The sequence below is a fragment of the Dactylosporangium sp. NPDC051485 genome, assembly GCF_040682015.1.
Lineage (GTDB): Bacteria > Actinomycetota > Actinomycetes > Mycobacteriales > Micromonosporaceae > Dactylosporangium.
On the sequence record NZ_JBFAZW010000036.1, the window covers coordinates 13,784 to 35,131 of the forward strand.

Here is a 21,348-nt window from a genome sequence, read left to right on the forward strand (position 1 = left end):
TACGCAACAACACGTAGAATCCGATGACATACGTCGATCAAGGGGCCGGTGCAGCCGTTGCCGTGATCGATGCGTTCGCCGCAGCGCCTGCTTCGGTCTGGCGCTGATTGTGGACGGGGTCACGCAGGGGTGGGCGGTGCCGCCAGCGCCTGTGGGTCGAGTTCGGCCATGATCGGAAGGTGGTCGGAGAGGTTCCGGGCTGCTGGTGTGTCGATCACCTGGTAGCTGCGCAGTGCTGCCGGTCTGGTGGTCCAGAAGACGTCTTCGCGGCGGGCCCAGCCGCCGCGGTGGCCGCCGGTGGCCTGCCATGGGGCGCCGAGGGTGGCTGCGGCGTCGTGGAAGCCGCTGCGTTGCATCAGCTGGGCGGGGCGCCGGTCTGCTACCGGCGGGGCGGCGGGGTCGTCGTTCCAGCGGATGTGCCGTTCGATCCATTCGCGGGTCAGGGCGGTCCAGTCGGGCTCGGGGTCATAGTCGGGGTCGGCGCCGAAGGAGTTCCAGTCCGCGCCCAGGAGGGTGGCGTCGGCCAGCGGGAGCTGACCGGTCAGGGTGTAGGTGTCGTCGAGTTGTTTGCTCGGGTTCCACGGTCCGAGGTGGGTGACCGCGACCGTCAGCGGGACGGCGGCGCCGACGTCGAGCCGGACGATGCCCAGACCGTGCCACAGCTGCAGGTCCCGTGCCCGCTGCGCCAGCACCGCGTACTCGGGTCGCCACAGGATGGCGAGGTGGTTGCTGGAGTGCCGTGCGGGGACGGCGAAGGCGGTCATCCCCAGCGCGCCGGCGATCGCGTGGACCAGTTGGTCAAGCTGGTCCGTGTCTTCAGCCCAGATTTCCTGGAGCAACAGCACATCGGCGCGCAGGAAGCGCAGCAGCTCGTGCTGGCCGCTGCGGGTGGAGACCGCCGATCTGCCGTAGTTCAACAGGTTGTAGCTCACCGCACGGATCAATGGTGTGTGCATGCTGGTTGAGCGTTCCTTTCACGATTGTGGATGGATTGGTGGTGCTCCTGGGCCATTCGGCGTCGAGGTGCACGGGCTGAGGTGCACGGGGTGGGTTGCTCGGCACGCGTCGCGCGTCCGGAGCGGGTTCGGTGGATGCCACGAGCTCGTTGATCAGGACCGCGACCCGGACGGTGAGCGCGTGGATGCTGTCCCGCGGCCGGCGGGGAGTCGGTCGAGGTCGTCGGGCGGGCCGGCCCCGGGGTGTGGTCGAGGGTGTCGTGGTGGCGGTCGAGACGCCGATCTCGTCATCGGCTGCTCGTCCAGAAGGTGCCGCTGGGCAGGTGGTCACTGGCGAAACGGGCCCGTGGGGTGTCGTACACGTGGTGGCGGGTGATGCGGTCCAGCATTGCGGTCGTGGCGTGGGTGAAGTCGATGCGCCGGCCCATGCCGAGCGCGTCGGAACTGTGGTGCCCGGCGGTCGCGGTCCACGGCGCGCCGATAGCGGGGGCGACGTCGTGCAGCCCACCGGCGGCGAGGATGCGGGCGGCGGCCCGGTCCGCCTGATGGCTGACGACGCCGCCGGCGGCGTCGGTGCTCCACATGCAGGTGTGCACGAAGCCTGGTTGCCACGGCTGACCGGCGTACGGGTCGTCGTCGTAATCGCGGTATCCGCCCCTGCCGTCGGGCACCCGCGCGGCGCCGATGGTGTTCGCGTCGCTGCCGATGATGCCCAGTTCGCTGGACAACAGCGCCGAGACGACCCGCTCAGCTTCACTGGCCCGGCGTGCTTGTCCGATCGGGCAGCCGTGCCAGGACGCGACCGTGATCCGGTCCCCGCCGATGGTCAGGTCCAGCTTGGTCAGCGAGTGAAAGAAGTCGCTGCTCCCGTAGACCCGGAACGTGTCCTCGTGCACGGTGATGCCGGCATCGGCTGACCACAGCAGGCCCGTCGCGAACCGGTGGCCGCCAGCACCGCCGGCATGGACCGGCTGGACATCGGCCCCGCCGGTGCTGCCCGTACTGGCGGTGTTGACGGTGGCGGTCATCCCGGTCAGGTCGGCCAGCCGGGCCAGCTGCGCCATCGCGGCGGCCTGATCCGCGGCGATCACCTCCTGCACGGCGAGGACCGTCGCGCCGAGGTCCCGGATCACCTCGACGACCGCCGCGTACCGGTCGGCGTCGCCGCCGGCCGCCCAGAAGTCCTTCAGATTCCAGGTGTAGAAGCTGTATTCGCCTGACATGTGCGCTGGTTTCCTTCCAGACGTGACGGAGCAGTGTGCTGCCTACCCGGCGCCGGTGCCGGTGCCGGCCAGCTGATCGCGGACACCCCGGCAGCGCCTGCCAGGGTGTCTGCCCGTGCCGCGCGGGCGGTGGTCACCGCGCAGAGCCGTGCAGCGGGATCCGAGCGACCGGCTGCCGCCACCGGTACTCGCTGCGGGCGGGGTCCTGGATGACGTCGAGGACCCAGACCGCGTCGACGTGCAGCGGTGCGTGGGAGGGGCGGACCGTCCGGCGCAGGGCGCTTTGCACCTCGCCGGAGTCGGCGGGCCCGTGGGCGTAGCCGAGGGTGATGTGTGGCGGTCCCGGGTCGTAGTCGGTACTGCCCGGCCCGAACACGTCGGTGATCGCGTCACGGACGCCCGACGACAGCGCTGTCCACGGCTCGTCCGGCTCGTCGCCGTCGAGGTCGAGGACAACCCCGGACCGGTTCGCCAGCGCCGACCCGGCGGTGACGGTGAACGGGGCGACCCCGCCGAGGCGGTGCTGCACCGCGGCCGTCAGGGCTTCGCGCTGGCCGGTGGTGATGTCGTCGCCGGCGCGGCCGGTCACCATCTGCACCGTGGCGTGCAGCCAGGCGTCGGGAACCGCAGCGATCGCCGGATACCCGGCCATGACCGTGCGGGCCTTGCCGATCAACCCAGCCAGGGCCTGGTCGCGGTGCAGGTCCGGCAGCACGTACACGTGGAACCGGGACGGCTCACGCCAGACCCGCGCGTCGCTGATGAAACGCTCCATGATCTCCTCATCTCCTGTGTCCGGCCGGCGTACGTCGCCGCCGCGGGCTTACCTGTGGCGCATGCGATGGTCACCGCGTTGCGTCGGACACGGCCGGTCGAAGTCGGTGTTCGCCAGCTGGTCAGCCACGGGCCTTGCCCGATGCCGCCGACGCCCCACGCCCCCGGGCATCGGCCGGTCACCGGCGGACCCGCGACTGCCCGTGCAGGCGGGCCGGGTCGACCTCGACCAGGACCGGGCAGTGGTCGGTGCAGTCCCCGACGACCGCACGGTCGGCGACGGCGACGCCGAGGATCGCCGCGGCGGGCACGTGATGGGTGCCGTACCAGCGGTCGATCCGCCGGGACGGGTGCGCGTCCGCCGGATGATGCCCGGTCGTGGCCGTCCACGGGACACCGGCGAGGCGGGCGCAGTCCTGCATCCGGCCAAGCCGCGGCGACTCCAGCCGCACCGTGGCCCGCCGGTCGACCGCACCGTCCTGATCAAGCTGATAGACGAAGTCCGGGTGCCAGCCCACGCCCTGATATGGGTCCGGGTCATAGCCCGGATCCGCGCCGACACCGTTGAAGTCGCCGCCGAGGAACCCCGCGACGTCGCCGGGGTTGAACACCCGCAGCAGCTGGTTGACGTCCATCACGTTCCGCGTCTGGTCGAACGGCGACAGCTGCACCGACCCGACCCGCATCCGCGGCCCGCCGACGTCGAAGACCGCACTGACCGCGCAGTGCCACGTCCCGGCACCCTCGCGGGTCAGGGTGTGCACGCTCCCCGGTACCACGGTGATCCCGTCGCGCCACAACAGCCCGGTGTGGTGCATGATCCCGCCGACCGCGAGCGCAGGGACCCCATCGGCGTCGCAGCGCCGACCGACGGCCTCAGCCAGCTGGCGCAGCCCGGCCACCGCCCCCGGCCGTTTCGCCGCCGCGTCGACACCATCGGCGATGATCTCCTGCACCGCGATGATGTCCGCGTCGAACGACCGGATCAACGCCGCGACCCGTTCGTACCGCTCCTCCAGCACAGCATCGCCGGGAAACCTGTAGAGGTCCAAGGCGTTGACCGTCAACAACTTCATGATCCGTGACTCCTCCTACTCGACCAACTGCTCCGTTCTCGACTTGCGGGAAGCCAGCTCGTCGGCGCTGGTCCGGCACATGGCGACGTTCTGATCGCCTGGTCGGCCGCTTGCCGGTCGTGGCGGCGAGGGCGACCGATGTACGCGTTCACCGGGTGCTTGCCGCTGTCGTGGTCAGGTGAGGGTGGTGCGGAGCAGTCGGGCGGCTCCGGTGACGGCGTCGTCGGTGCGTAGCTTGGTCATCGGGATGCTGATGCCGGTGTGCAGGAGTTGCCGCTGTGCGGTGCAGAGTTCGGTGTCCGGTGGGTCGATGCCGTGCTCGCGCAGGGTGTCGGCCCAGTCGCCCGCCCAGCCGCAAGATTGCCGGCCGGGTTGGCTGCCGGCCTGGTCGGTGGTCGTTTCCGCAGGCGGCAGGAGGAGGGGGTGGGCGTCGACGGCGCCGGCGCGGAGGGCAGTGACGGCGTGGGTGACGTGGGTGGTGTCGGGGAGGTAGGCGATCAGGGTGGTGGCGGTGTCGCCGTCCGGGTCGGCTTGCGGCCACCACCGCAGGGCGGGGGCGTCGTCGAGGAGGCGGCGAAGGAGCTGTTTGCGGTGGTGCAGTTCCTCGATGGCGGGTTGGAGCAGGGGCAGTTGTCGCACGCCGATCAGCGCTGTCTGGCGCGACATGCGGCGGGGTCGAGCGCCCGGTGCGAGGTCCGCCCATGCCCCGGTGTCGTCGCGCAGTTCCCGCAGATCGTGCAGGTGTTCGGGGTATCGGGCGGTGACCAGGGCGGCACCGTCGCCGAGGCCGAACAGTTGGGTGCGGTCGTCGAACGCGAACACGGTCGCCGCGGGACGTTCGTGGCCCGGGGCCCCGACGAGCTGGTAGTTGTGGTTGGTGCCGCAGGCGGTGGTGGCGTCCTCGATGATCGGTATCCAGCGCGGCTGCCGGTGGCGCTGGTCGTCGAGGTCGAGACGGCGCCGGCTGGTGTCACACGCCGACCCGTACGGGTGGGTGACGAGCACAGCACCGGTGCGTTCGGTGACCGCGTCGGCCATGGCTCTGCGGTCCAGGGTGAGCGCCGTATCGACGGCGGTCCAGCGGATGGTCCAGCCGACGGCTGCGGCGGCCAGGACAGCGGGCAGGCTGGTCCACATCGGCGTAATCAGCTCGGTCCGTCCGGGCTCTGGCCGCTGCTGGTGCCAGCACAGCGTCCACGCCTGCGCAGCGCCGCCGACGGCGATCACGTCCAGGTAGCGGGCGGCCTGATCATCTGGCTCGGCGGAGCCTGCGCGCAGCCAGTCGGCGAAGGTCCGTTCGAACCAGGCGGCCGGGCTGCCGAGGCTGCCGGCCGGCAGCCTGCCGTCCCCGCCACGCAGCGGCGCGAGCAGCGTCTCCGGGTCCAGGCTCTCCAGCCAGTCGGGCCCGTCCAGGAGCGGATGTACACCGGCCGGTCGGCCGGGTCCGGTCGGGTCGGGAGGTGGTGAGGCGCCGGCGCTGTCCTGCGTCGTCACGGTCTGGGCCTTCCTGTATCGGGTGGTTCGTCGCGGACCTTCGTGCTATCGGTCCGTCCGGCCGCCGACTCGCCGCGCGCTGGTTCGCCGGGGTGTTGCTCCGACAGCTGCGGGGTCGTCGGGTGGTGCGGCCGGGTATCTATGTCGGTGGCTCCGGTTCGTTGCACGGACCGGCTGCGGTGGGTACTGGGTGTCGGCTGGGGGTGGGGTGCGATCACGAGGTGGTGCTTCAGGGCTGAGTGGCTCTTGCCGCCAGCGTCACCGGCGTCCTTCGTCTCGCTGACGCCGTCGCCGTCTGCGCCACCGAAACGCGGCAGACCGCTTCCGCCGTCGCCGGCGTGTGCTCCGGCCCGCGTGATGCCGTCACCGGCTTACCGTCTGAACACCGGCCGTCGCCGTTGACGCCCCGCCCTGCCCGGGTGCCGCGAGGTGATCAGCCATTGTCGGGTGGTGCGCAGGTCTGTGCGGTGTGTTCGATGTCGGTGGTGCGGTCGCGGCTGATGATCGTGATGGTGAGCTGCTGTTGCTTTTCGGGCGGGGTCTGGCCGGCGGTGCCCGGGTGTGGTGCGGTGCTGGGCTGGCCGGTGAGTGGGAAGATCTTGGACCAGCTGAGGTTGCCGGTGTCGGCGTCGATGACGAGCATCCGGCCGGTGGGAACGGCGCTGCCGGTGGGTGTGATCGGCTCGTGACCGCGGCTGCGGACGCTGAGCCATCGGCTGTTCGGGGACTGGACGAGGTCGAAGTCGAGGCCCGGTTGCCGGGCGAGGGTTCGCAGGAGAGCGGCGCGGGAGGCCGGTGGAACCAGACGGTTGTGGAACAGGTCGGTGACCCGGCGCAGCAGAACCAGGTTGAGGGTGCTCTGCGGTTCGTCGTCGAGGCTCTTGGGGAGCAGCCACAGCAGCAGCGTGTTCGGGTCGGGCGGGATCGGCCCGTCCCACATGGTGATCCGGTCGTTGCGTCGGGTGTCGGCGGGCGGGCAGCGGACAATGACCGAATCCAACCCCGGGTTGGTGTTGGCGTTGGTGTTGGCGAGTTGAGCTTGGAGTGTCCGCCCGGTTCCGACGGTGTCGGTCCAGTATTCGCGGCGGAGTTGCGGTCCGGTGGGTTGCCCAGCGTCGTCGACGTCGCCGGTGCGGGACACGATGTGCTCGTAACGGCCGGTGGTGGTGTCGGAGGTCTGCGGGGCCAGGTGCATCGCCAGCTCCTCGACCGCTTCGGGGGTGAGGGTCGTGGTCGTGGCCGCCGTCGCGGTTGGGCTGGGCGTGTGCGCTGGTGGCGGCGGTGCGCTGTGGCATCCGGCCAGCAGCACAGACGCGGCGGCGGCAAGGTGTGCCACCGTGCGCCGAAGCCTCAGAAGGGCAGCGGAACGGGTGCTGGTGCTGGTGCGCCAGGTGTGAGGGGTCATCGTTGGTGGTCCTCCGGTGCAGGTTGCCGGACGGTGCCGGTGATCCGGCTCGCGAACGGGTCAGTGCTCATCGCTGCGCACTCCGGGCGGCCCGGCCTGCGGAGGCGTTGGCCGCGTGCCGTGGCCCGGTTGAGCTATCGGCCGGTTCGACGCGGACGAGTGTCGTGTGCAGGTCGGGGAATATGTTGGGCTGGCCGGTGTGAGCGGTGACGCGCCGGGGACAGGATCCTGCTGGCGCAGCGGACGGAGTGCCGCACGGGCCCGGATCGGGATCGGGATCGGCGTCGAGTGACATCAGCGGGTGCAAGGTATGGAGGTCCTGCCATAGGCCGATGGTGTCGTGGCTGTTGTGCGGGTGCAGACCGGTTGGGCTCCGCGCGTACAGAGCGGTGACCTGCGTCAGGAGCGGTGTCAGGTCGGGGCCGGGCAGGAGCTGGGTGACGCCCAGGTAGCTGCCGGGGCTGACCCGGCCGAGGATGCGGCTCAGCACGCGGGTCACGTCGACGATCGGTGGCAGGTATTCGAGGACACCAGACAGGAGCACCGCGACCGGCGCCGCAGGATCGATGACGCCGGCGATGCCAACGGAACAGTTGGAACCGGTGCGGTCGGTGCAACTGGCGCATGGCAGGAACGTGTCCGGATCGCCGAGGTCACCACGAATCGACCGGAGTCGGCTGTTGTGGCGGGTTCTCGCATCGTTGTAGGCGACGACGGTCGGGTCGGTGTCGATGTAGAGGACGGTGACCGGCTCGGAGGTGTGCGCCGCGGCGATCTCGTGGATCGCGTCGAACCCGACCATGCCGCAGCCCACGTCCAAGAACTGTCGAACGCCGTCGCGGATCAGGCGAGCGGTCATCCAGCAGTGCAGGGCTCGCCGGGCACGGATGTGGGCGGGCAGCGCCGGCCACACTGCGGTGAGGGCGTCGCCCAGCTCGCGGTCGACCGTGAAGTTGCTGTACCGGCCGAGGAGGTAGTCCTCAACGCGGGCAACGGTCGGCACCGTGTCGCCGGTGCTTTCACCGAACCACGCCCTGTCCCGGTCCAGCAACCGGACCCGTTGGCCGGCTTCCGGCTTGGGGCGCTGGGTGTGGGGGCGCGGCGGCTCGGCCGATGCGTCGTGCGGCGTACCTTCGGGCACGAGTGTGTGGTGCCGCGTGGTGGCGGTCCTGGCGGTGCGGCGCACGGCCCGCGATGCCCGCGCCGTCGGCGGCAGGTCGGGTTGCGTCTTGGGTTGCGCTGTGGGCAGGGTCATCGGGTCAGCACCTTGTCCAACCACTCGTGCGATGGGATGCCGGTGGCGGTCCGCGTGCAGTGTGGCCGGTGTGTGCGCCACTGCTCGCTGATGAGGCTGCCGTAGTGGATTCGGACGGCGAGGTGGTCGCGGCGCGGTTCGTGGGGCCGGAACGGGGCGGCTGCGGTGACCTGCCGGGCGGCGGCGTCGGTCTGGCCGCAGGTGGCGAGCCCGACGACGAGCCGCATGACGATCTTCAGCCCTTCCCCGTCCTGCCTGGGCCAGGTCGGCCACGGCAGGGCGCGCCACCTCCGGTCCTTGCCGCCGCTGCGCTGCCATGCGCGCCAGATCCGGTCCATGGCGCCCGCTGCCCGGTCGCATTGCCCGGCGGTCTGCAGCAGTTCGGCGAAGGTCATCTGGCTGTCGCGGACCCTCAGGTGGTGGTTGTGGCGGTGGTGGTGTCGGATGAGGCGGCGCTGCACGGCGAGCGCCGCTGGGAAGTCCTGCCGCCGGGTGAGCACCGTTCGGAGCAGGTATGCGGCGGTGTCGGGTTCGTCGCTGTCCGGGCTGTGCACCCGGGGGCTGGCGCTGTCGGCGTACCGGAGCCAGGCCAGGATGTCGTCACGGAACGGCCAGTCCTCCCGGCCGTCGATGAGGCTCATCATGCCCAGGTCGATGGCGTGGTCGACCAGTTCGGGATCGTCGGGCGCCGTCGTAGGGTCCCGCTGCAACAGCGCTAACGCGTCGGCCGTGGCCCGGTCGTTGATCGCGGCCAGCCATGCGTCGAAGGCGCGGTCTTCCTCGTCCAGGTCCTGTTCCCCGGCGTTCACCGCGGATCCCCGCACGCCGCCCGGATGGCGGGGCGCCGGCGGTCATCCCGGCCAAGCCACCCGGCCCGTCCGGGCTGGCCGCGGTGACCGTCGGCAGGGCCGGGCGGCAGCGCGGCGTCGCGGACCGCCGGCAGGTGGTGCGGACCGAACGGCGCGAAGCTGGGCGGGTGCGGCAGGTGGATGCTGAGCGGCTGCAGGCGCAGCGTCTGGGTGGCGGTCCGGGTGACGGTGGGGGTGCTGCACGGCGGTGCCGGAGTGTGGGTGCCGGTGGTGTATGCGCGGCTGGTGACGAGCAGCCCTGGCTGTGCCGCACGCGGGATGCCGGCCGCCGGCTCTGCCGCGGGTAGGGGCGCGGGCGTGGGTGGTACGGCGGTCTGGAACTGCGGGCCGGCGGCAAGGAGTTCGCCGGTACCCGCGTCGAAGATGAGGGTCCGCTGCACCGGGTCGGGTCCGAACGGGGTGAGCAGCAGCATGCTGACCGCGATGCCGGGCCGGCCGAGCGGGTCACGCACGTCGACGCGGACCTCCACGTCGGGGTGCACGGCCAGGAGTTGCAGCAGCGCGGCGCGGGTGTCGCGGGGCAGGATCCGGGTCGCGGCCAGCTCGCTGATCTGCCCGAACAGGTCGACGCCCTTGAAGTTGGTGCGGCTGGCGACCTGGCTGCCAGGCTCGACGAGCCGTTCCAGCAACGCGTCGGGAGTACCTTCGAGAGGTCCGTCCATCGGGTGCGGTTCATCCCACGTCTCATCCGAGGTGGGCGGGCAGACCGGCACGGAGTCCGGGACGGCGTAGGTGACGGACCGGCCGCTGCCGCGGGTGCTCGTCCAGGAGGTCACCTGCGACATGGCGAGGTCGCCGGTGGCGCCGGTCGCGGTCGGCGGTCCGGTCAGTTGCGCGACCCGGGTGGACACGTACTCGAACGCGCCGTGCCGCCCGTCGGTCGCTGCGGCCTGCAGGTGTCCGGCCAGCCGGCGCAGGACAGCTTGCGGGTCGGCGACCGGCGTCCCGGCGGTGCCGGCCACCGCCGGCGTTCCCGCCGACGGTGGCGTTGGCAGCGCCGTTGGTGGCGATGAGCTCCCGGTGGTCGATGCGGCGGATGTGTCCGCCGCCTGTTGCAGCACGACGGCGGCGCTGCTGATCGCGGCGACGACGACGGCCGCCGCTGCCGGCGCGAGCCAGCGGCTGGCTCGGATACTGGTCATGGGGAGGACTCCTTCGGTTCAAGAGAGTTGCTGACAGGACGGGCGGTCGGCGCTGCGGCTGCCGCTGCGCTCGGGCACCGGGGGCCGGTTGCGGTGTCCGGCTGGCCGGCGCCGGTACGCGTGCGTGCCGGCGCGTAGCGCTGCCGGGCGCCGGTCAGGGCATGGGCGTGGCGAGTGCTGGAGTGGTGCTGCGGTGGCTGGCGAGCAGCAGGACGTAGTTCTCGGTGCGGGGGAACTGACCCTTGAGCCGGCCGGGGTTGCGCAGCAGCCGCATCTCGTAGGCGAGGATCACGCCGGTGCGCCGGTCGATGATCAGGATGTCGCGGACGGCGCCGTCACCGCTGTCGACGGTGATAGCGGTCCCGGTCCGCCCGGCCCGGTCCGTGACCGTGCCACCGTCACGGCCGCCGCGGCTGGCCAGGAGGTGCAGAGCGGCTGCCCGGGTCCGGCACGGCAGCACGTGGGACGTCGCGGTGTCGGCGATGGCCCGTATCCCGGCGAACGGCCCGTTCTCCCACGGCTGCACGACGTCGATCTGGGCGGCGAGCGTGTCCGGATCGCTGCTGATGGGCGGGGCGATCCCGTCGCGGAACCCGCCTGGGTCCCGGTGCTCGGTGCGGGTCCTCGCACCAGCTGCGCCGGGACTCGGGTTGGTGGTCCCGGCCGGGTATCGGGTGATGGTCTCGTGGCCGGAACCGTCGGCGGCGATCACCCGCGTGTGGTCCTCGACGACCTCGGTCACGGTGCCGCGCCGGGGCCCGTTCCCGGCCAGGTCCGCCGCCCACTCCCGGAAGCTGATCAGTGTGTACTGGCCGGTGCTCGCATCCTCTGGCGCCGGCACCAGGCCCCCGGCGAGCCACGGCATGGCACCTGGGGCGCTCGGCGACGCCGCACCAGCATTGCCAGTAGCTCCGGACTGACCGGACTCGCTGGGCTGGCTGGACGGGGGCGAGGTCGACCGCGCGGGTTCGCACGGGTTCTGCTGGCTGCTGCCCGCGTTCTTGCTGGTGGCTGCTGCGGGTGCGGCGCCGCGGTTGGTGGGCTGAGAGGATCCGCCCGCGAACGCGACGGCGAAGGCGGTGGGCACGGCGAGCGTCACGGCGGCGATACCGATGATCGCGAACCGGCGGTGTGGGCGTGCGGTGGTCATGGCAGGGTCATCCGTTCCGACGAGAGCGGTCCTGCCCGCCGCCGGTTGGCGGGCCGGATGTGACGATGAGGTGCTGGTATGTGGTGCGGCGGGTCCGCCGGGTGCGGTCCCGGCTGTAGCGGCGGTGACGACGGCGAGCGTGGCAGCGATGTGCGCAGCGTGCCGTCCACCTGCGCATGGACTGTCCGGGTGGAACTCAGCGCTGTGCCGGTCGCCACGGACCTGCAACTCGTGCAGCTCGTAGGGCTCGTGAGGTTCGCGAGGCTCGGCGACCGTGTCCTGCCCCGCCGTGTCGGGGCCTGCTACGTCACCAGTGTGTTCGCGGGGTTGCAGAGGGGGGAAGCGATGCGCGGCTTCGGCGAGGATGTCGACGGCTTGCCGGTGGTGGTGGCAGGCGCCGAGCAGGGCAGCGGCAAGGTTTCCGGCCGCACGGGCCACCCGCCGCTGGGTCGGGTCGTCGGCGTGCAGGTGCCGGGCCTGCCGCCACGCGCCATGGACATGGTCGGCCGCTTCCGCGCACCGGCCGGCTGTGTGCAAGGCTGCGGCGAAGTTCACCCGCGCGTTGACCGCGGCCACGGCGTCATCGGCGCCGGGCCGGGTGTAGTAGGCGAGGAGCTCACCGGCGGCGGCGACAGCGTGGTCACGGGCCCGCTCGTGGGTGTCGTAGACGACGGCGGCGTGCAGCAGCGCGGTCTGCGCGGCCACCCACAGCTTCGACCGACCGGCCTGCGTCTCGTCGGTCGCTGCCCGGCAGGCGTAGCCGGCCCAGCCGAACACGATGTCGGGTTCCTGCGACACCGGGTCGGTGACCGCGTTCAGCACGTACATCACGGCTAGGCCGACCAACCCCATGCCGGGCTGACTGATGGCCGGGTCGAAGCCGGTCAGGTGCGCGGCGAGCGCCGGCAGCAGCTGCGTGGACCGGCGCTGCTGGTGCAGCGGCAGCAGGACGCGCAGCAGCTGCAGGTGCGGCAGGTCAGCCGCGACGGTCAGCTGCTGCCGGCACCGCCGGTGCTCGCACCGTTGATCGGGATGGAACAGGCGGGCGTGGGCCGCCGCGGCGATCCGGGACTCCTCCAGCACCATCAGCCACCGCATCGCAGCGCCGCTGGCGGCGCGCGAGGTAGGGTCCGGCAGCAGCGCCGGGTCGGGCGTGTTGAGATCGTCGAGGATCTGCTGCGCCTCGTCGTGGCGGTGGCAGGCGTCGTAGAGCGCCGCGATCCGGATCGCCAACGTCAGGTTGCGGTCGTCGGCGGCCGGCCGCGCAGACCGCCAGGTGCCGGTGGCCTCGTCGGCCTCGGTCAGGGCGTCGTCGCAGCGGCCGTGGCGGTGCAGCAGCCTGGCGAGACGGACGCGGGTGGCCGCGGCCCTCATCAGGTGCCCGGCGTCGGACATCACCGTGATCGCCAGCCGCGCGGCTGCCTCCTTGCCTGCGCCGTCTCCTACCGGGTCGGTGTCCGCCGGGGTGGCGCCGTCCGCGGTGAACGGCGGCGACCCGGTCAGCAGCGCCGCGCGGGCGACCGCGCACCGACACAGGTAGTCGGCCCATTGTGCTGCGGACGCGGTCGTCTGCCGGTCGGCGTCGGGCAGCCCGGTGAACCGCGCGGCGAGCAGTTCGAGGCTCGCGTCGCGCCCGGCAGTGGCCGGGTCGTGCCCGGACAACACCGCGGCGTACCAGCGGGCCGCGAACGCGGAGCCGCCACGCGGGAGCGGGCAGTCGGGACGGGAACATCTCACGTCGGCGTGATGACGCGACGCGTGCTCGAGGTGAGCGGTACGCCCGAAGTCCTCGGTGCGGTCAGAGCCGTCGGTGTGTTCGGCGAAGCCGCCCGGCGGCATCTCCCATTGCGCCGCGATCAGCGGGAGCACGCCAACGTCGGGGCCGTCCGGGACGAGCTGGGCGACCACGGCGGTCGCGTCGTCGTGCTCGTGGCAGGACTCCAGCATCGCGAACAGCGCCGCGACAGCCGCGAGCGTCGTCGGTGCCGCAGGACCGGCGAGGATCTCGTCGACGGCCGTCGGCACGAGCAGGTGCGCCTCAGCGCAACGGCCTGCGGCGTGCAGGTCGCCGATCCGTGTGCGCAGTTCGAGTGTCGCGTCGTCGGCGTCAGGTGGCCCGGCGGTGTCGCTGGCCGGCTGCCGGCTGGTGGCTTCGGTCATCGGCGTGCCTCCGTTCCAGACGCCCTGGGCACTGCGCTCACACCGAGGACGCCGAGGATCCCGAGGACGCCGAGCAGGGCTGCGACAGCGCATCCGATGGCTGCGCCGGCGAGCGGAGCCGTCAGCAGCAGGTAGGGCGCAGCTGCCGGCGTTGCCGGTCGTGCTGCGGCGCCGGTCGTGGCCCGGCCACCGGGACGGGTTTCCCGGTGACGGCCCGCGCCGTCTCCCGCGCAACCGATCTGATGTGCTCCGCCTCCGGTGCTGCCGGTGAGCGTGAGCAGGTCGGCGTTGAGGCGCCCGACGAGGGGATGGTCATCGGACAGGCCGGCGCGGGCGGCGGTGATGCTGGTGGTGAGCAGGTGTCGGGCGTCGCGGGTCTGGCCGGCTTGGTGCAGCAGACGTGCGAGGTCCGCGGCGACGTGCAGAGTGTCGGGGTTCGCCGCGCCCTGCACCCGCTGCAGCACGTCGTGGGCGGTGGTGAGGTCATGTATGGCGCCAGCGGTGTCGCCGCGGTCGTGGCGCAGCAGTGCCTGGTTCGCCGCAGTACGTCGCGCCGCCCGCCCGGCCGGTCCGTTCGGTGCGGCGCCACTGAGCAGGACGAGGTGGTAGCAGTCGTCAGCGTCGGCGAGGCGGTCCAGGTCGTGGTAGACGGCGCCGAGGACCGCGAGGGCCTGCACGGTGGCTGGGTGCCGCAGTCCGTACCGGGCCGTCAGATCATCGACCAGGGGTTCGGCGAGGGTCTGGGCGTCGGCGAGGCGGTTGGTGTCGCGGAGGACCTCCGCATACAGGACCGCGATCTGCGCGGCGAGGTCGTCGGTGTGATCGGTGCGGCCCAGCCCGCTGTACGCCGCCGCCAGGACCTGCCGGGCGGCCTGGAACCGCCACCCGGCCAGATGGTCACGAGCCTCGGCGAGCAACGTCTCCAGCGGCTCGACCGCGCAGGCGCGTGCAGCACCGGCAGCACCGCGACCGGCGGCGGACCAGCCCGAAGGTTGGGTGGCCGGGACGCCGCTGCCAGTGGCGTGCCGTCGATCCATCATCATGGCCCCTCTCGTTCGGTGCTGGCGCTCAGTGCGCTCTGATCGGATGGGTGGACTCGGTCCGGCGCCGGCGATTCGTCCGGTGGTCCAAGCTCCGGTCCAAGCTCCGGTCCAAGCTCCGGTCCAAGCTCCGGTCCGAGCTCCGGTCCGAGCGCCGGTCCGGGTCCCGGCCTGGCGCTCCCCGTGTCGATGGGGAACGCCAGGCCAGACGCGGTTGGAGCCGGGTGTTTCGTGTCAGGTGGTCATCGGTTGATCGCCGGGCGGAGCCGCCGGACGCGGTCTGCCCCCGCGGCGTCGAGCGGTCCGGTCGGCGCGCACCGGCACGGCGGCGACCGGTGGTCACGGATCGTGGTCCACACCCAGAGCCGCAGCGGCATCCAGGTCAGGTCCGTGTAGACGGTCGGGTCCGCGCACGGGCTGTCTGCGCTGGTCTCCCGGCTCGCCATGCCGTTCGCTGCCCACACCGGCCGCCGGTTCGGCTGGCCGGTCGTGGGTTTGGGGATGAGCCGGTGCAGGCTCGGGGAGCCGGAGTCGCCGTAGCAGGCGCCGCCGCCGAGACAGACTTCGCCGAGGCCGAGGAACCCACCGGCGCAGTCGCCGTCCGGCAGCCGCACCGTGTCGCGCTCCTGCAGCAGCGACGGCGGACCGGCCGTGGGCGGGTAGGCGGTGAGTCCCCAGCCGACCAGCCGCACGTCACCGGCCTCGGGAACCGGGACGACGTCCAGCAGCATCGGCGGCGCCGCAACCGGCCGGGTGAGCTCGACCAGGGCGTAGTCGGAGACCGGCGATGCCGGCCAGTTCGCCGCCCATGCCCAGGTCGGCGCCAGGTAGACCGCCTTGCCGGTGACGCTCTCGCCGCCGCTGGTGCGGTCGAGGCTGCCGACCCAGACGGTGATGTTGCCCGCCGGGACCGCGACCGCGGCGGGTGCCGCCGCGTCGTCGCTGACGCAGTGCGCCGCGGTGAGGACCCAGTCGGCGCGGATCAAGGTACCGCCACACAGCGCGGTCCCCAGACCCGGGAAGACGACCTGGACGGCGGCGACCCCGTCGTAGGGGCCGTTAGCGCTCTGGCCGCCGACGATCGCTGCGGCAGGCCGGGCCGGTGCGACCGTGCCGACCGTGGCGGTGACGGCGACCGCGAGCGCGGTCAACGCCAGTCTCAGCCGTCGTGGTGCGAGTGTCATCGAATCCTTCCGTGGAGCGGATGAGGGTGACCCGGCGCGTCGTCGCGCCGGGCTGCTACCGGGACACAGCGCTGACCTGCGACGCAGATCCGCTGTGGACGGTGAGGGGGTGGGTACCGACCTGCGGCAGCCGCGGGAGTGCCGGCATCCGCAGTCGGGTACAGTCGCCGGCCCGATGACCGCCGCTGCGCAGGACGGCGCCGTCCACGACACGGCACCCGATGGTGAACGCGCGCCGGACGAGCACGAACCGGTCACCAGCCGCATGGGGCAGCCCTGTCCAGTGCATCGTGGCCCGTACCAGCGAACCTGTGCCGCCGCCGGCGACGACCAGCACACCGAGCAAGACCACGACGGCCAGGCAGGTTGCGATCACGGCACGTGCTCCGGCGGATCGCCGGGTTCGAGTGGCGGTCTCCGATGACGGCGCCGGAAGCACGATGCCGGCGCCCACCTGCCGGCCGGACTCGACAGGCTCGACTGCTGCCGGCCGATCGTGTGGCTGGGGTGACTCGGTGTCGGACGGGCCGCCCGGGCCGGTTGTGGGGGTCAGCGCAGACATTGGACCGCCTCGTGCAGCAAGGCGGCGACCTCGCGCTGGTGCTCGGCGTCGTCGGGGTGATCCAGCCATGTGGCGACAATGTGCAGCAGGCGTTCGGCCTGGACGACGCGATGCCAGCCGGCGGCCCAGCGGGTGGCCGGTAGCCCACCGCGGTCTCGTTCAGCGGCGGGGTCGCCGCCGGCGGCGAGGTAGGCGTCGAGGACCTCGTCGTGGGCGTCGAACGCGTCGTAGTTACCGTCAGCGCCCAGAGGTAAGGAGCCGAGGAGGTCCAGCAGGCCAGGGCCTCGGCTGGCCCACGCCCAGCCGAGGACGTACACGGTCCCGTCGGCGGTGGCGAACAGCGCGCTGTGGTCGAGTCGGCTGTGGCACAGGCCGTAGGGAGCGGTAGTGGCGCCGCTGCTGCGGTGCTGGCCGAGGCTGCGCAGGTAGGCGAGGTCGGCGGCGATGCGGTCACTGTCCGGCCAGCGGCCGACGCCGTCGGCGCGCAACGCGTCCAGGTGCGCCAGGGCCCGTGCCGGCAGGGACGCCAGGTGTGCCCCGTCGATCGTAGGAAGCCAGGCGGGTGCCGGGGTGGTGTGGATGGCGCGCACGGTGCTGGGCCACGCATCGCTGGGCAACGGCAGCGGCGCCGGCCCGAGGTCCTGCAGCAGCAGCCCGTCGGTCAGGGACTCGTGCACTGTTGCCAGCACCGCCGGCACGGCGAACGCCGCGGTGTCGCCTGGGCGCTGTCCGGAGCCGACCCGGGTGACGGGTCCTTCCGTGCTGGCGAGCACGGTGAGGGTGCCGGTTTCGGCGCGGAGGGGTCCGGTGAGCCGTTTCCAGAACAGGGTTGCGCCGGAGGCGAGTTCGACGCGGTCGGTCTGCAGCAGTCGGCTGCGGTGCAACGCCCGGACTGTGCCGATCTGCTTGCCGTCCACGATGAGCGCGTCCGGGTCGGCGCTGTGGTCGGCGCCGTGTTCCGCGTCGCTGCTGGTGGTGGCCCGTGGCCGGGTGGGGTTGATCAGCGTGTCGGCGATGCGCTGCAGCAGCGCGGTGTCCGGCAGCAAATCTGTGGCCGGTGCCGGGTGTGGTTGCCGGCGGGTGCGGCGGCGTCGGCGGCGCGGGTCGTCGGTCACGCCGCGTCGCCGTTCGCCGTGCTGTGCGGGGCGTGGGTGTGCCGGCAGCTGAGGTAGTCGGTGTGCTGCGCCTGTGTCGCGCCGTCCGTCGAGACCTCGACGGTGTCCACGCCGAGCAGGACGTTGGTGGCATGCTCGACGGTGAGCGTCCACCGTGTGCCGGCCACCGTGGCGGTGTACGTGTCGGTCGGCCCGGTGGATGTCGTCGGCGGGCCGATGCGGTCATTGATCAGCCCGACGATTGCGGCGCGCTGCGCCGGTGTAGGGCAGTACACGCTGGACAGGTCAGCGATGCGAGCCAGGACGGTTGTGTCCGGCGATCCGGGCGCCGTATCGATGTCGCGGGTCAGCAGCCGCCGCAACCCGTCCGGATCCCCGGGCACCGCGACGGTGCCAGACCACAGCGGCAGCGCACCGGGCGGAAACACTGCCGATGCGGCGGCTGGTGAACCCTGGCGCAGCAGGCCGGAGCCGTCCAGGTCGTGACGCCACCGCCAACTGTCCACAATCTGCCGGACGCTGTCCCCGCCGCCGCGGGTGGAGCTGACGGTCCACCGAAGCAGATGCACCTCGCTGTACGGCTGGTCGACCGCTGCGCCGGGCAGCGTCACCCCCACTCCGGGCGCGCTGCCGGCGGGGGTGGGTAGCAGGAGCGCCGCCAGGCACAGCATCGAAAGCTGCCGAGTCCGGTCCGCCCGGCGGGAACCGGTCACCGCCGGTGCGGTGCGGTGCGCGGTCGGCGGCGCGAGGCGGCGCGGGGGTTGGCGGAGTGGCATGGCGTTCCTTTCGGCGCGGGCGACGGACCGGACGGCTGTCGTGCGGTGCTCTGGCGGGTGGCCGGGCCTGGTGGTGCGGCGGCGGGTCGGGCCAGGACCTCGATCGGTGCGGGCACCACGCTCGACACGAACGCCGTCACGCTGTCGAGAGCGGCGGCATGCCGGGTCGCGGGGCGGCGGTCCCATGCGGCGGCCAGGACGTACGGCCGGACCCGCCCGCCGGTCCTGGCCGTTTCGGCCGCCCAACAGGCGGTGAACACCCGCGTCTCGAGCGCGACGGCGTCGCGGCGGAGGCCGCATCGGCACGTGTAGCTGCGGACCGGCCAGACTGCGTCGGGGATGAGCGGGTAGCCGCAGTCGACGCAGGACACCCGCCGCCACAGCGGCCACCGCAGCTGCCCTTGGCGGTTCATCGCCGCCCCCGCAGCCCGGGATCGGCGGGGGTCACCGAGGAGGCGAGCAGCAGCTGGTGCAGCCGGTCCGGGTCGGCACGGACCGCGGCGCGGTCGAGGCGGTCGGTGATGCGACCGCCGTCGAGAGCGACGATGTGATCGGCGACGGCGGTGACGAGGCCGAGGTGTTGTTCGGTGAGCAGGATGCTGAGCCCGTCGCCGGCGAGCGTGGTCAGCACGTCGGCGAGCCGGTCGATGACCTGCGGGGCGAGACCTTCGGCCGGTTCGTCGAGCAGTAGCACGGTGGGGTCGGCGGCGAGGGCTCGGGCGATCGCCAGCATCTGCTGTTCACCGCCGGACAGCTGGTGCGGCCGGTGCCGCAGCCGGGCGGCCAGTTCCGGGAACAGCGTGGCGATCCGTTCGGACACGGCAGCCCGCTGCCCTGACCAGGTCCGGTCACGACCGGCCTGATGACGGCCGGCGATGCTGAGGTGCTCGGCCACGGTGAGAGTGGCGAACAGCCCCCGGTGCTGCGGAACCCATCCGACACCGGCCGGATAAGGCTGGTGCACGCGCATCGCCACCGGCCCGGAGCGGCCCGCACGGTCACCACCGGTGGTCCCGTGCCCGCCACACAGCAGGCGCCCATGCAGGGTGATCTCGCCTGCCAGCAGGCCGCGGCCGGACGCGATCGTGTCCAGCAGCGTGGATTTGCCGGCGCCGTTGCGGCCGACGACCCCGGTCACCGCACCGGCCGCGACGGTGAGGTCGACGTCGTGCAGGACCTGTGCGACGCCGCGACGTGCGTGCATGCCCCGCACCTCCAACGCCGGTTCCCGGCCGTGTCGTCCGACAGGTGGTGCGCCGGTCGGTGCCGTTCGAGGGGTGACGGCAGGCTGGGCGGCGGGGCTGTCGCCCAGGTACCTGCGCCGGACCTGCGGGTCGGCCGCGACGGAGATGGGGGTGCCGGTGGCGATGACGGTGCCGTGGGCCAGGACGGTGACGTGGTCGGCGAGGTCGAACACGAACCGGGTGTCGTGATCGACGAGGACGGTCGCGACGTCGGCGGGCAGCGCCCGCAGCAGCGCGGCGAGCGCGGCTACGCCAGCTGTGTCGAGACCGGCGGTGGGTTCGTCGAGCAGCAGCACGCCAGGGGCGGCGGCAACCGCGACGAGCAGTTCCAGGAGCCGCTGCTGCCCGTACGGCAGCTGCCCCGCGGGCACGTCCGCAGCGGCCAGCAGCCCGGCCGTGTCCGCCAGGGCCATCACGTCGACCGGCGCCGCGCCCCGGTCGGCGCCGGTGGCTGCGGTGCGTCCGGCGTCGTGACCGCTGCTCGCGGGCGCGCGGGTCAGTGCGAGGTTGTCAGCGACGGTGAGGGCGGCGGCGATGGCCGGGTGCTGGAAGGTGCGGCCGATGCCCAGCCGGGCCCGGCGGTGGTCGCTGAGCCGGGTGATGTCCCGCCCGTCGAGACGGACCCGGCCGCTGTCGGGGCGGCGGGTGCCGGCGAGCACCGCCAGCAGCGTGCTCTTGCCGGCGCCGTTAGGGCCGATGACCGCGCTGCAACCCGCCGCCGCGGTGACGGTGACGTCGTTGAGGACGGTCACAGCGCCGTACCGGACGGTCAACCCTTCGGCGCGCAGGACGCTCACCGGGCGGGCTCCTGGACCTGGTCCTGGGCTGGTTCCATGTCGGTGCGTGGCGCCGCAGTAGAGCTCCGCATGTCCGTCCGCGCCGCACCCAGCTGCGGACGCGTCGCGTCGCGCCGAGGCCACGGGCCGACCCGGCGCCACCACCGGCAGGGGGTGTGGCGCAGGGGTGCGTATGCCACGAGCAGGAACACCATGCCGAGCAGCAGCGGTGCGTGGGCGCCGGTGACGGGGGCGGCCCAGTCCCGGACCACGATCAGGGCGGCGGCGGTGAGCAGCGTCAGCGTGATGGACCGGCCGCCGACGATCGCTGCGACGAGCGCGAGCGCGGACACGTCGAAGGCCAGGTCGGCCGGGGACAGGTAGTGGTGCGCGGCGGCGGCGAGCGCTCCGGCGGCGCCGGCGACGGCGGCGGCGAGGGCCTGCGCGGCAATCAGATGGCGGGGGACGGGGTGACCGTTGGCGCGCATCCGCGGCTCGTGTCCAGCGACGCCGCGCAGGATCAGCCCGAACCGGGACCGGTGCGCCACCACCATCCCGCCGGTGATCGCCACCGTCCACGCCAGGACGTACAGGTAGGCCCAGCCGTCGCGTAGCAGCGGGCCGAGACCGGGCAGCGGCAGGACCGGCGGGACGTGCAGGCCGTCGCTGCCGCCGGTCACCGGCCGGGCCTGGACCGCGATCACGCCGGCGAGCTCCCCGACGGCGAGGGTGATCATCAGGTAGGTGACGCCGCGGGCCCGGTAGGCGACCGCGCCGACCAGCCCGCCCGCTGTCGCTGCGGCGCCCGCTGCGGCGACCGTCTGCACCGGGCCGGAAGCGGTGACGTGCTCGGCGACGATGGCCGCGGTGTAGGCGCCGACGCCGAGGTAGGCGCCCTGCCCGATGGTGTGCAGGCCTGCTGTCGCGGCCAGCCACTGTGTGCTCAAGGCGAGCAGCCCGAAGATGAGCACGGTCGTGGCGACGGTGATCACGTAGCCGTTGACCAGCCACGGCAGCACCGTCAGACCGGCGACCAGCGCCACCACGGCAGGCGCCGCTGGCAGGCACCGGGCACGGCCGCTCCACGCCGAGCGTGGCAGCCGGCGGGTCATCTCGGGCATCGACTCTTTCCTTCGCGGTGGTTGCG

18 protein-coding genes are annotated in these 21,348 nt (G+C 72.7%); all 18 read right to left on the reverse strand.

Annotated features, from left to right (window positions below; translation table 11 throughout):
- Positions 1-119: 119 nt before the first annotated feature.
- Entirely contained in the window at positions 120-956 is an 837-nt protein-coding gene (locus tag AB0M46_RS21475; RefSeq protein ID WP_363338495.1) for an endonuclease/exonuclease/phosphatase family protein, read from the reverse strand.
- Between the two features lie 287 nt (positions 957-1,243).
- Positions 1,244-2,179, reverse strand: coding sequence for a hypothetical protein (locus AB0M46_RS21480; RefSeq protein ID WP_363338497.1), 936 nt, complete (start codon positions 2,177-2,179; stop codon positions 1,244-1,246).
- 133 nt (positions 2,180-2,312) lie between these two features.
- Entirely contained in the window at positions 2,313-2,954 is a 642-nt protein-coding gene (locus tag AB0M46_RS21485) for a 2'-5' RNA ligase family protein (protein WP_363338499.1), read from the reverse strand.
- Between the two features lie 178 nt (positions 2,955-3,132).
- A complete protein-coding gene (locus tag AB0M46_RS21490; protein ID WP_363338501.1) occupies positions 3,133-4,029 on the reverse strand; it encodes an endonuclease/exonuclease/phosphatase family protein in 897 nt (298 codons plus the stop codon).
- Between the two features lie 174 nt (positions 4,030-4,203).
- A complete protein-coding gene (locus AB0M46_RS21495) occupies positions 4,204-5,523 on the reverse strand; it encodes a DegT/DnrJ/EryC1/StrS family aminotransferase (protein ID WP_363338503.1) in 1,320 nt (439 codons plus the stop codon).
- 433 nt (positions 5,524-5,956) lie between these two features.
- Positions 5,957-6,859 (reverse strand): hypothetical protein, encoded by a 903-nt coding sequence (locus AB0M46_RS21500; protein ID WP_363338505.1) that lies wholly within the window; start codon positions 6,857-6,859, stop codon positions 5,957-5,959.
- Positions 6,860-6,995: 136 nt separating this feature from the next.
- On the reverse strand, positions 6,996-8,114 hold the full coding sequence (locus AB0M46_RS21505; RefSeq protein WP_363338507.1) for an SAM-dependent methyltransferase: 1,119 nt from the start codon (positions 8,112-8,114) through the stop codon (positions 6,996-6,998).
- Between the two features lie 65 nt (positions 8,115-8,179).
- Positions 8,180-8,992, reverse strand: coding sequence for a hypothetical protein (locus tag AB0M46_RS21510; protein ID WP_363338509.1), 813 nt, complete (start codon positions 8,990-8,992; stop codon positions 8,180-8,182).
- Entirely contained in the window at positions 8,989-10,194 is a 1,206-nt protein-coding gene (locus AB0M46_RS21515) for a hypothetical protein (RefSeq protein WP_363338511.1), read from the reverse strand. The genes AB0M46_RS21510 and AB0M46_RS21515 overlap by 4 nt, the downstream gene beginning before the upstream one ends.
- Positions 10,195-10,348: 154 nt before the next feature.
- Positions 10,349-13,504, reverse strand: coding sequence for a hypothetical protein (locus AB0M46_RS21520; protein ID WP_363338512.1), 3,156 nt, complete (start codon positions 13,502-13,504; stop codon positions 10,349-10,351).
- On the reverse strand, positions 13,501-14,547 hold the full coding sequence (locus AB0M46_RS21525) for a tetratricopeptide repeat protein (protein WP_363338514.1): 1,047 nt from the start codon (positions 14,545-14,547) through the stop codon (positions 13,501-13,503). The genes AB0M46_RS21520 and AB0M46_RS21525 overlap by 4 nt, the downstream gene beginning before the upstream one ends.
- Positions 14,548-14,786: 239 nt before the next feature.
- On the reverse strand, positions 14,787-15,728 hold the full coding sequence (locus AB0M46_RS21530; RefSeq protein WP_363338516.1) for a trypsin-like serine protease: 942 nt from the start codon (positions 15,726-15,728) through the stop codon (positions 14,787-14,789).
- 55 nt (positions 15,729-15,783) lie between these two features.
- The gene (locus tag AB0M46_RS21535; protein WP_363338518.1) at positions 15,784-16,104 is read right to left on the reverse strand and encodes a hypothetical protein; all 321 of its coding nucleotides are present in this window, start codon (positions 16,102-16,104) and stop codon (positions 15,784-15,786) included.
- A 173-nt stretch (positions 16,105-16,277) separates the two neighbouring features.
- Positions 16,278-17,405, reverse strand: coding sequence for a hypothetical protein (locus AB0M46_RS21540; RefSeq protein WP_363338520.1), 1,128 nt, complete (start codon positions 17,403-17,405; stop codon positions 16,278-16,280).
- Positions 17,402-18,118, reverse strand: coding sequence for a hypothetical protein (locus AB0M46_RS21545; RefSeq protein WP_363338522.1), 717 nt, complete (start codon positions 18,116-18,118; stop codon positions 17,402-17,404). The genes AB0M46_RS21540 and AB0M46_RS21545 overlap by 4 nt, the downstream gene beginning before the upstream one ends.
- Positions 18,115-18,594, reverse strand: a complete 480-nt coding sequence (locus tag AB0M46_RS21550; RefSeq protein WP_363338524.1) for a hypothetical protein — start codon at positions 18,592-18,594, stop codon at positions 18,115-18,117. Before AB0M46_RS21550 ends, AB0M46_RS21545 begins: the two co-directional genes overlap by 4 nt.
- Complete coding sequence (locus AB0M46_RS21555; protein WP_363338526.1) at positions 18,591-20,222, reverse strand: ATP-binding cassette domain-containing protein; 1,632 nt, start codon at positions 20,220-20,222, stop codon at positions 18,591-18,593. Before AB0M46_RS21555 ends, AB0M46_RS21550 begins: the two co-directional genes overlap by 4 nt.
- Positions 20,219-21,322, reverse strand: coding sequence for a branched-chain amino acid ABC transporter permease (locus AB0M46_RS21560; protein ID WP_363338528.1), 1,104 nt, complete (start codon positions 21,320-21,322; stop codon positions 20,219-20,221). The genes AB0M46_RS21555 and AB0M46_RS21560 overlap by 4 nt, the downstream gene beginning before the upstream one ends.
- Positions 21,323-21,348 lie beyond the last annotated feature (26 nt).

Coding starts and splice junctions, on each gene's coding strand:
- AB0M46_RS21475 (WP_363338495.1), bottom strand. CDS start 956: ATGCACACACCATTGATCCGTGCGGTGAGCTACAACCTGTTGAACTAC.
- AB0M46_RS21480 (WP_363338497.1), bottom strand. CDS start 2,179: ATGTCAGGCGAATACAGCTTCTACACCTGGAATCTGAAGGACTTCTGG.
- AB0M46_RS21485 (WP_363338499.1), bottom strand. CDS start 2,954: ATGGAGCGTTTCATCAGCGACGCGCGGGTCTGGCGTGAGCCGTCCCGG.
- AB0M46_RS21490 (WP_363338501.1), bottom strand. CDS start 4,029: ATGAAGTTGTTGACGGTCAACGCCTTGGACCTCTACAGGTTTCCCGGC.
- AB0M46_RS21515 (WP_363338511.1), bottom strand. CDS start 10,194: ATGACCAGTATCCGAGCCAGCCGCTGGCTCGCGCCGGCAGCGGCGGCC.
- AB0M46_RS21520 (WP_363338512.1), bottom strand. CDS start 13,504: ATGACCGAAGCCACCAGCCGGCAGCCGGCCAGCGACACCGCCGGGCCA.
- AB0M46_RS21525 (WP_363338514.1), bottom strand. CDS start 14,547: ATGATGATGGATCGACGGCACGCCACTGGCAGCGGCGTCCCGGCCACC.
- AB0M46_RS21530 (WP_363338516.1), bottom strand. CDS start 15,728: ATGACACTCGCACCACGACGGCTGAGACTGGCGTTGACCGCGCTCGCG.
- AB0M46_RS21550 (WP_363338524.1), bottom strand. CDS start 18,594: ATGAACCGCCAAGGGCAGCTGCGGTGGCCGCTGTGGCGGCGGGTGTCC.
- AB0M46_RS21560 (WP_363338528.1), bottom strand. CDS start 21,322: ATGCCCGAGATGACCCGCCGGCTGCCACGCTCGGCGTGGAGCGGCCGT.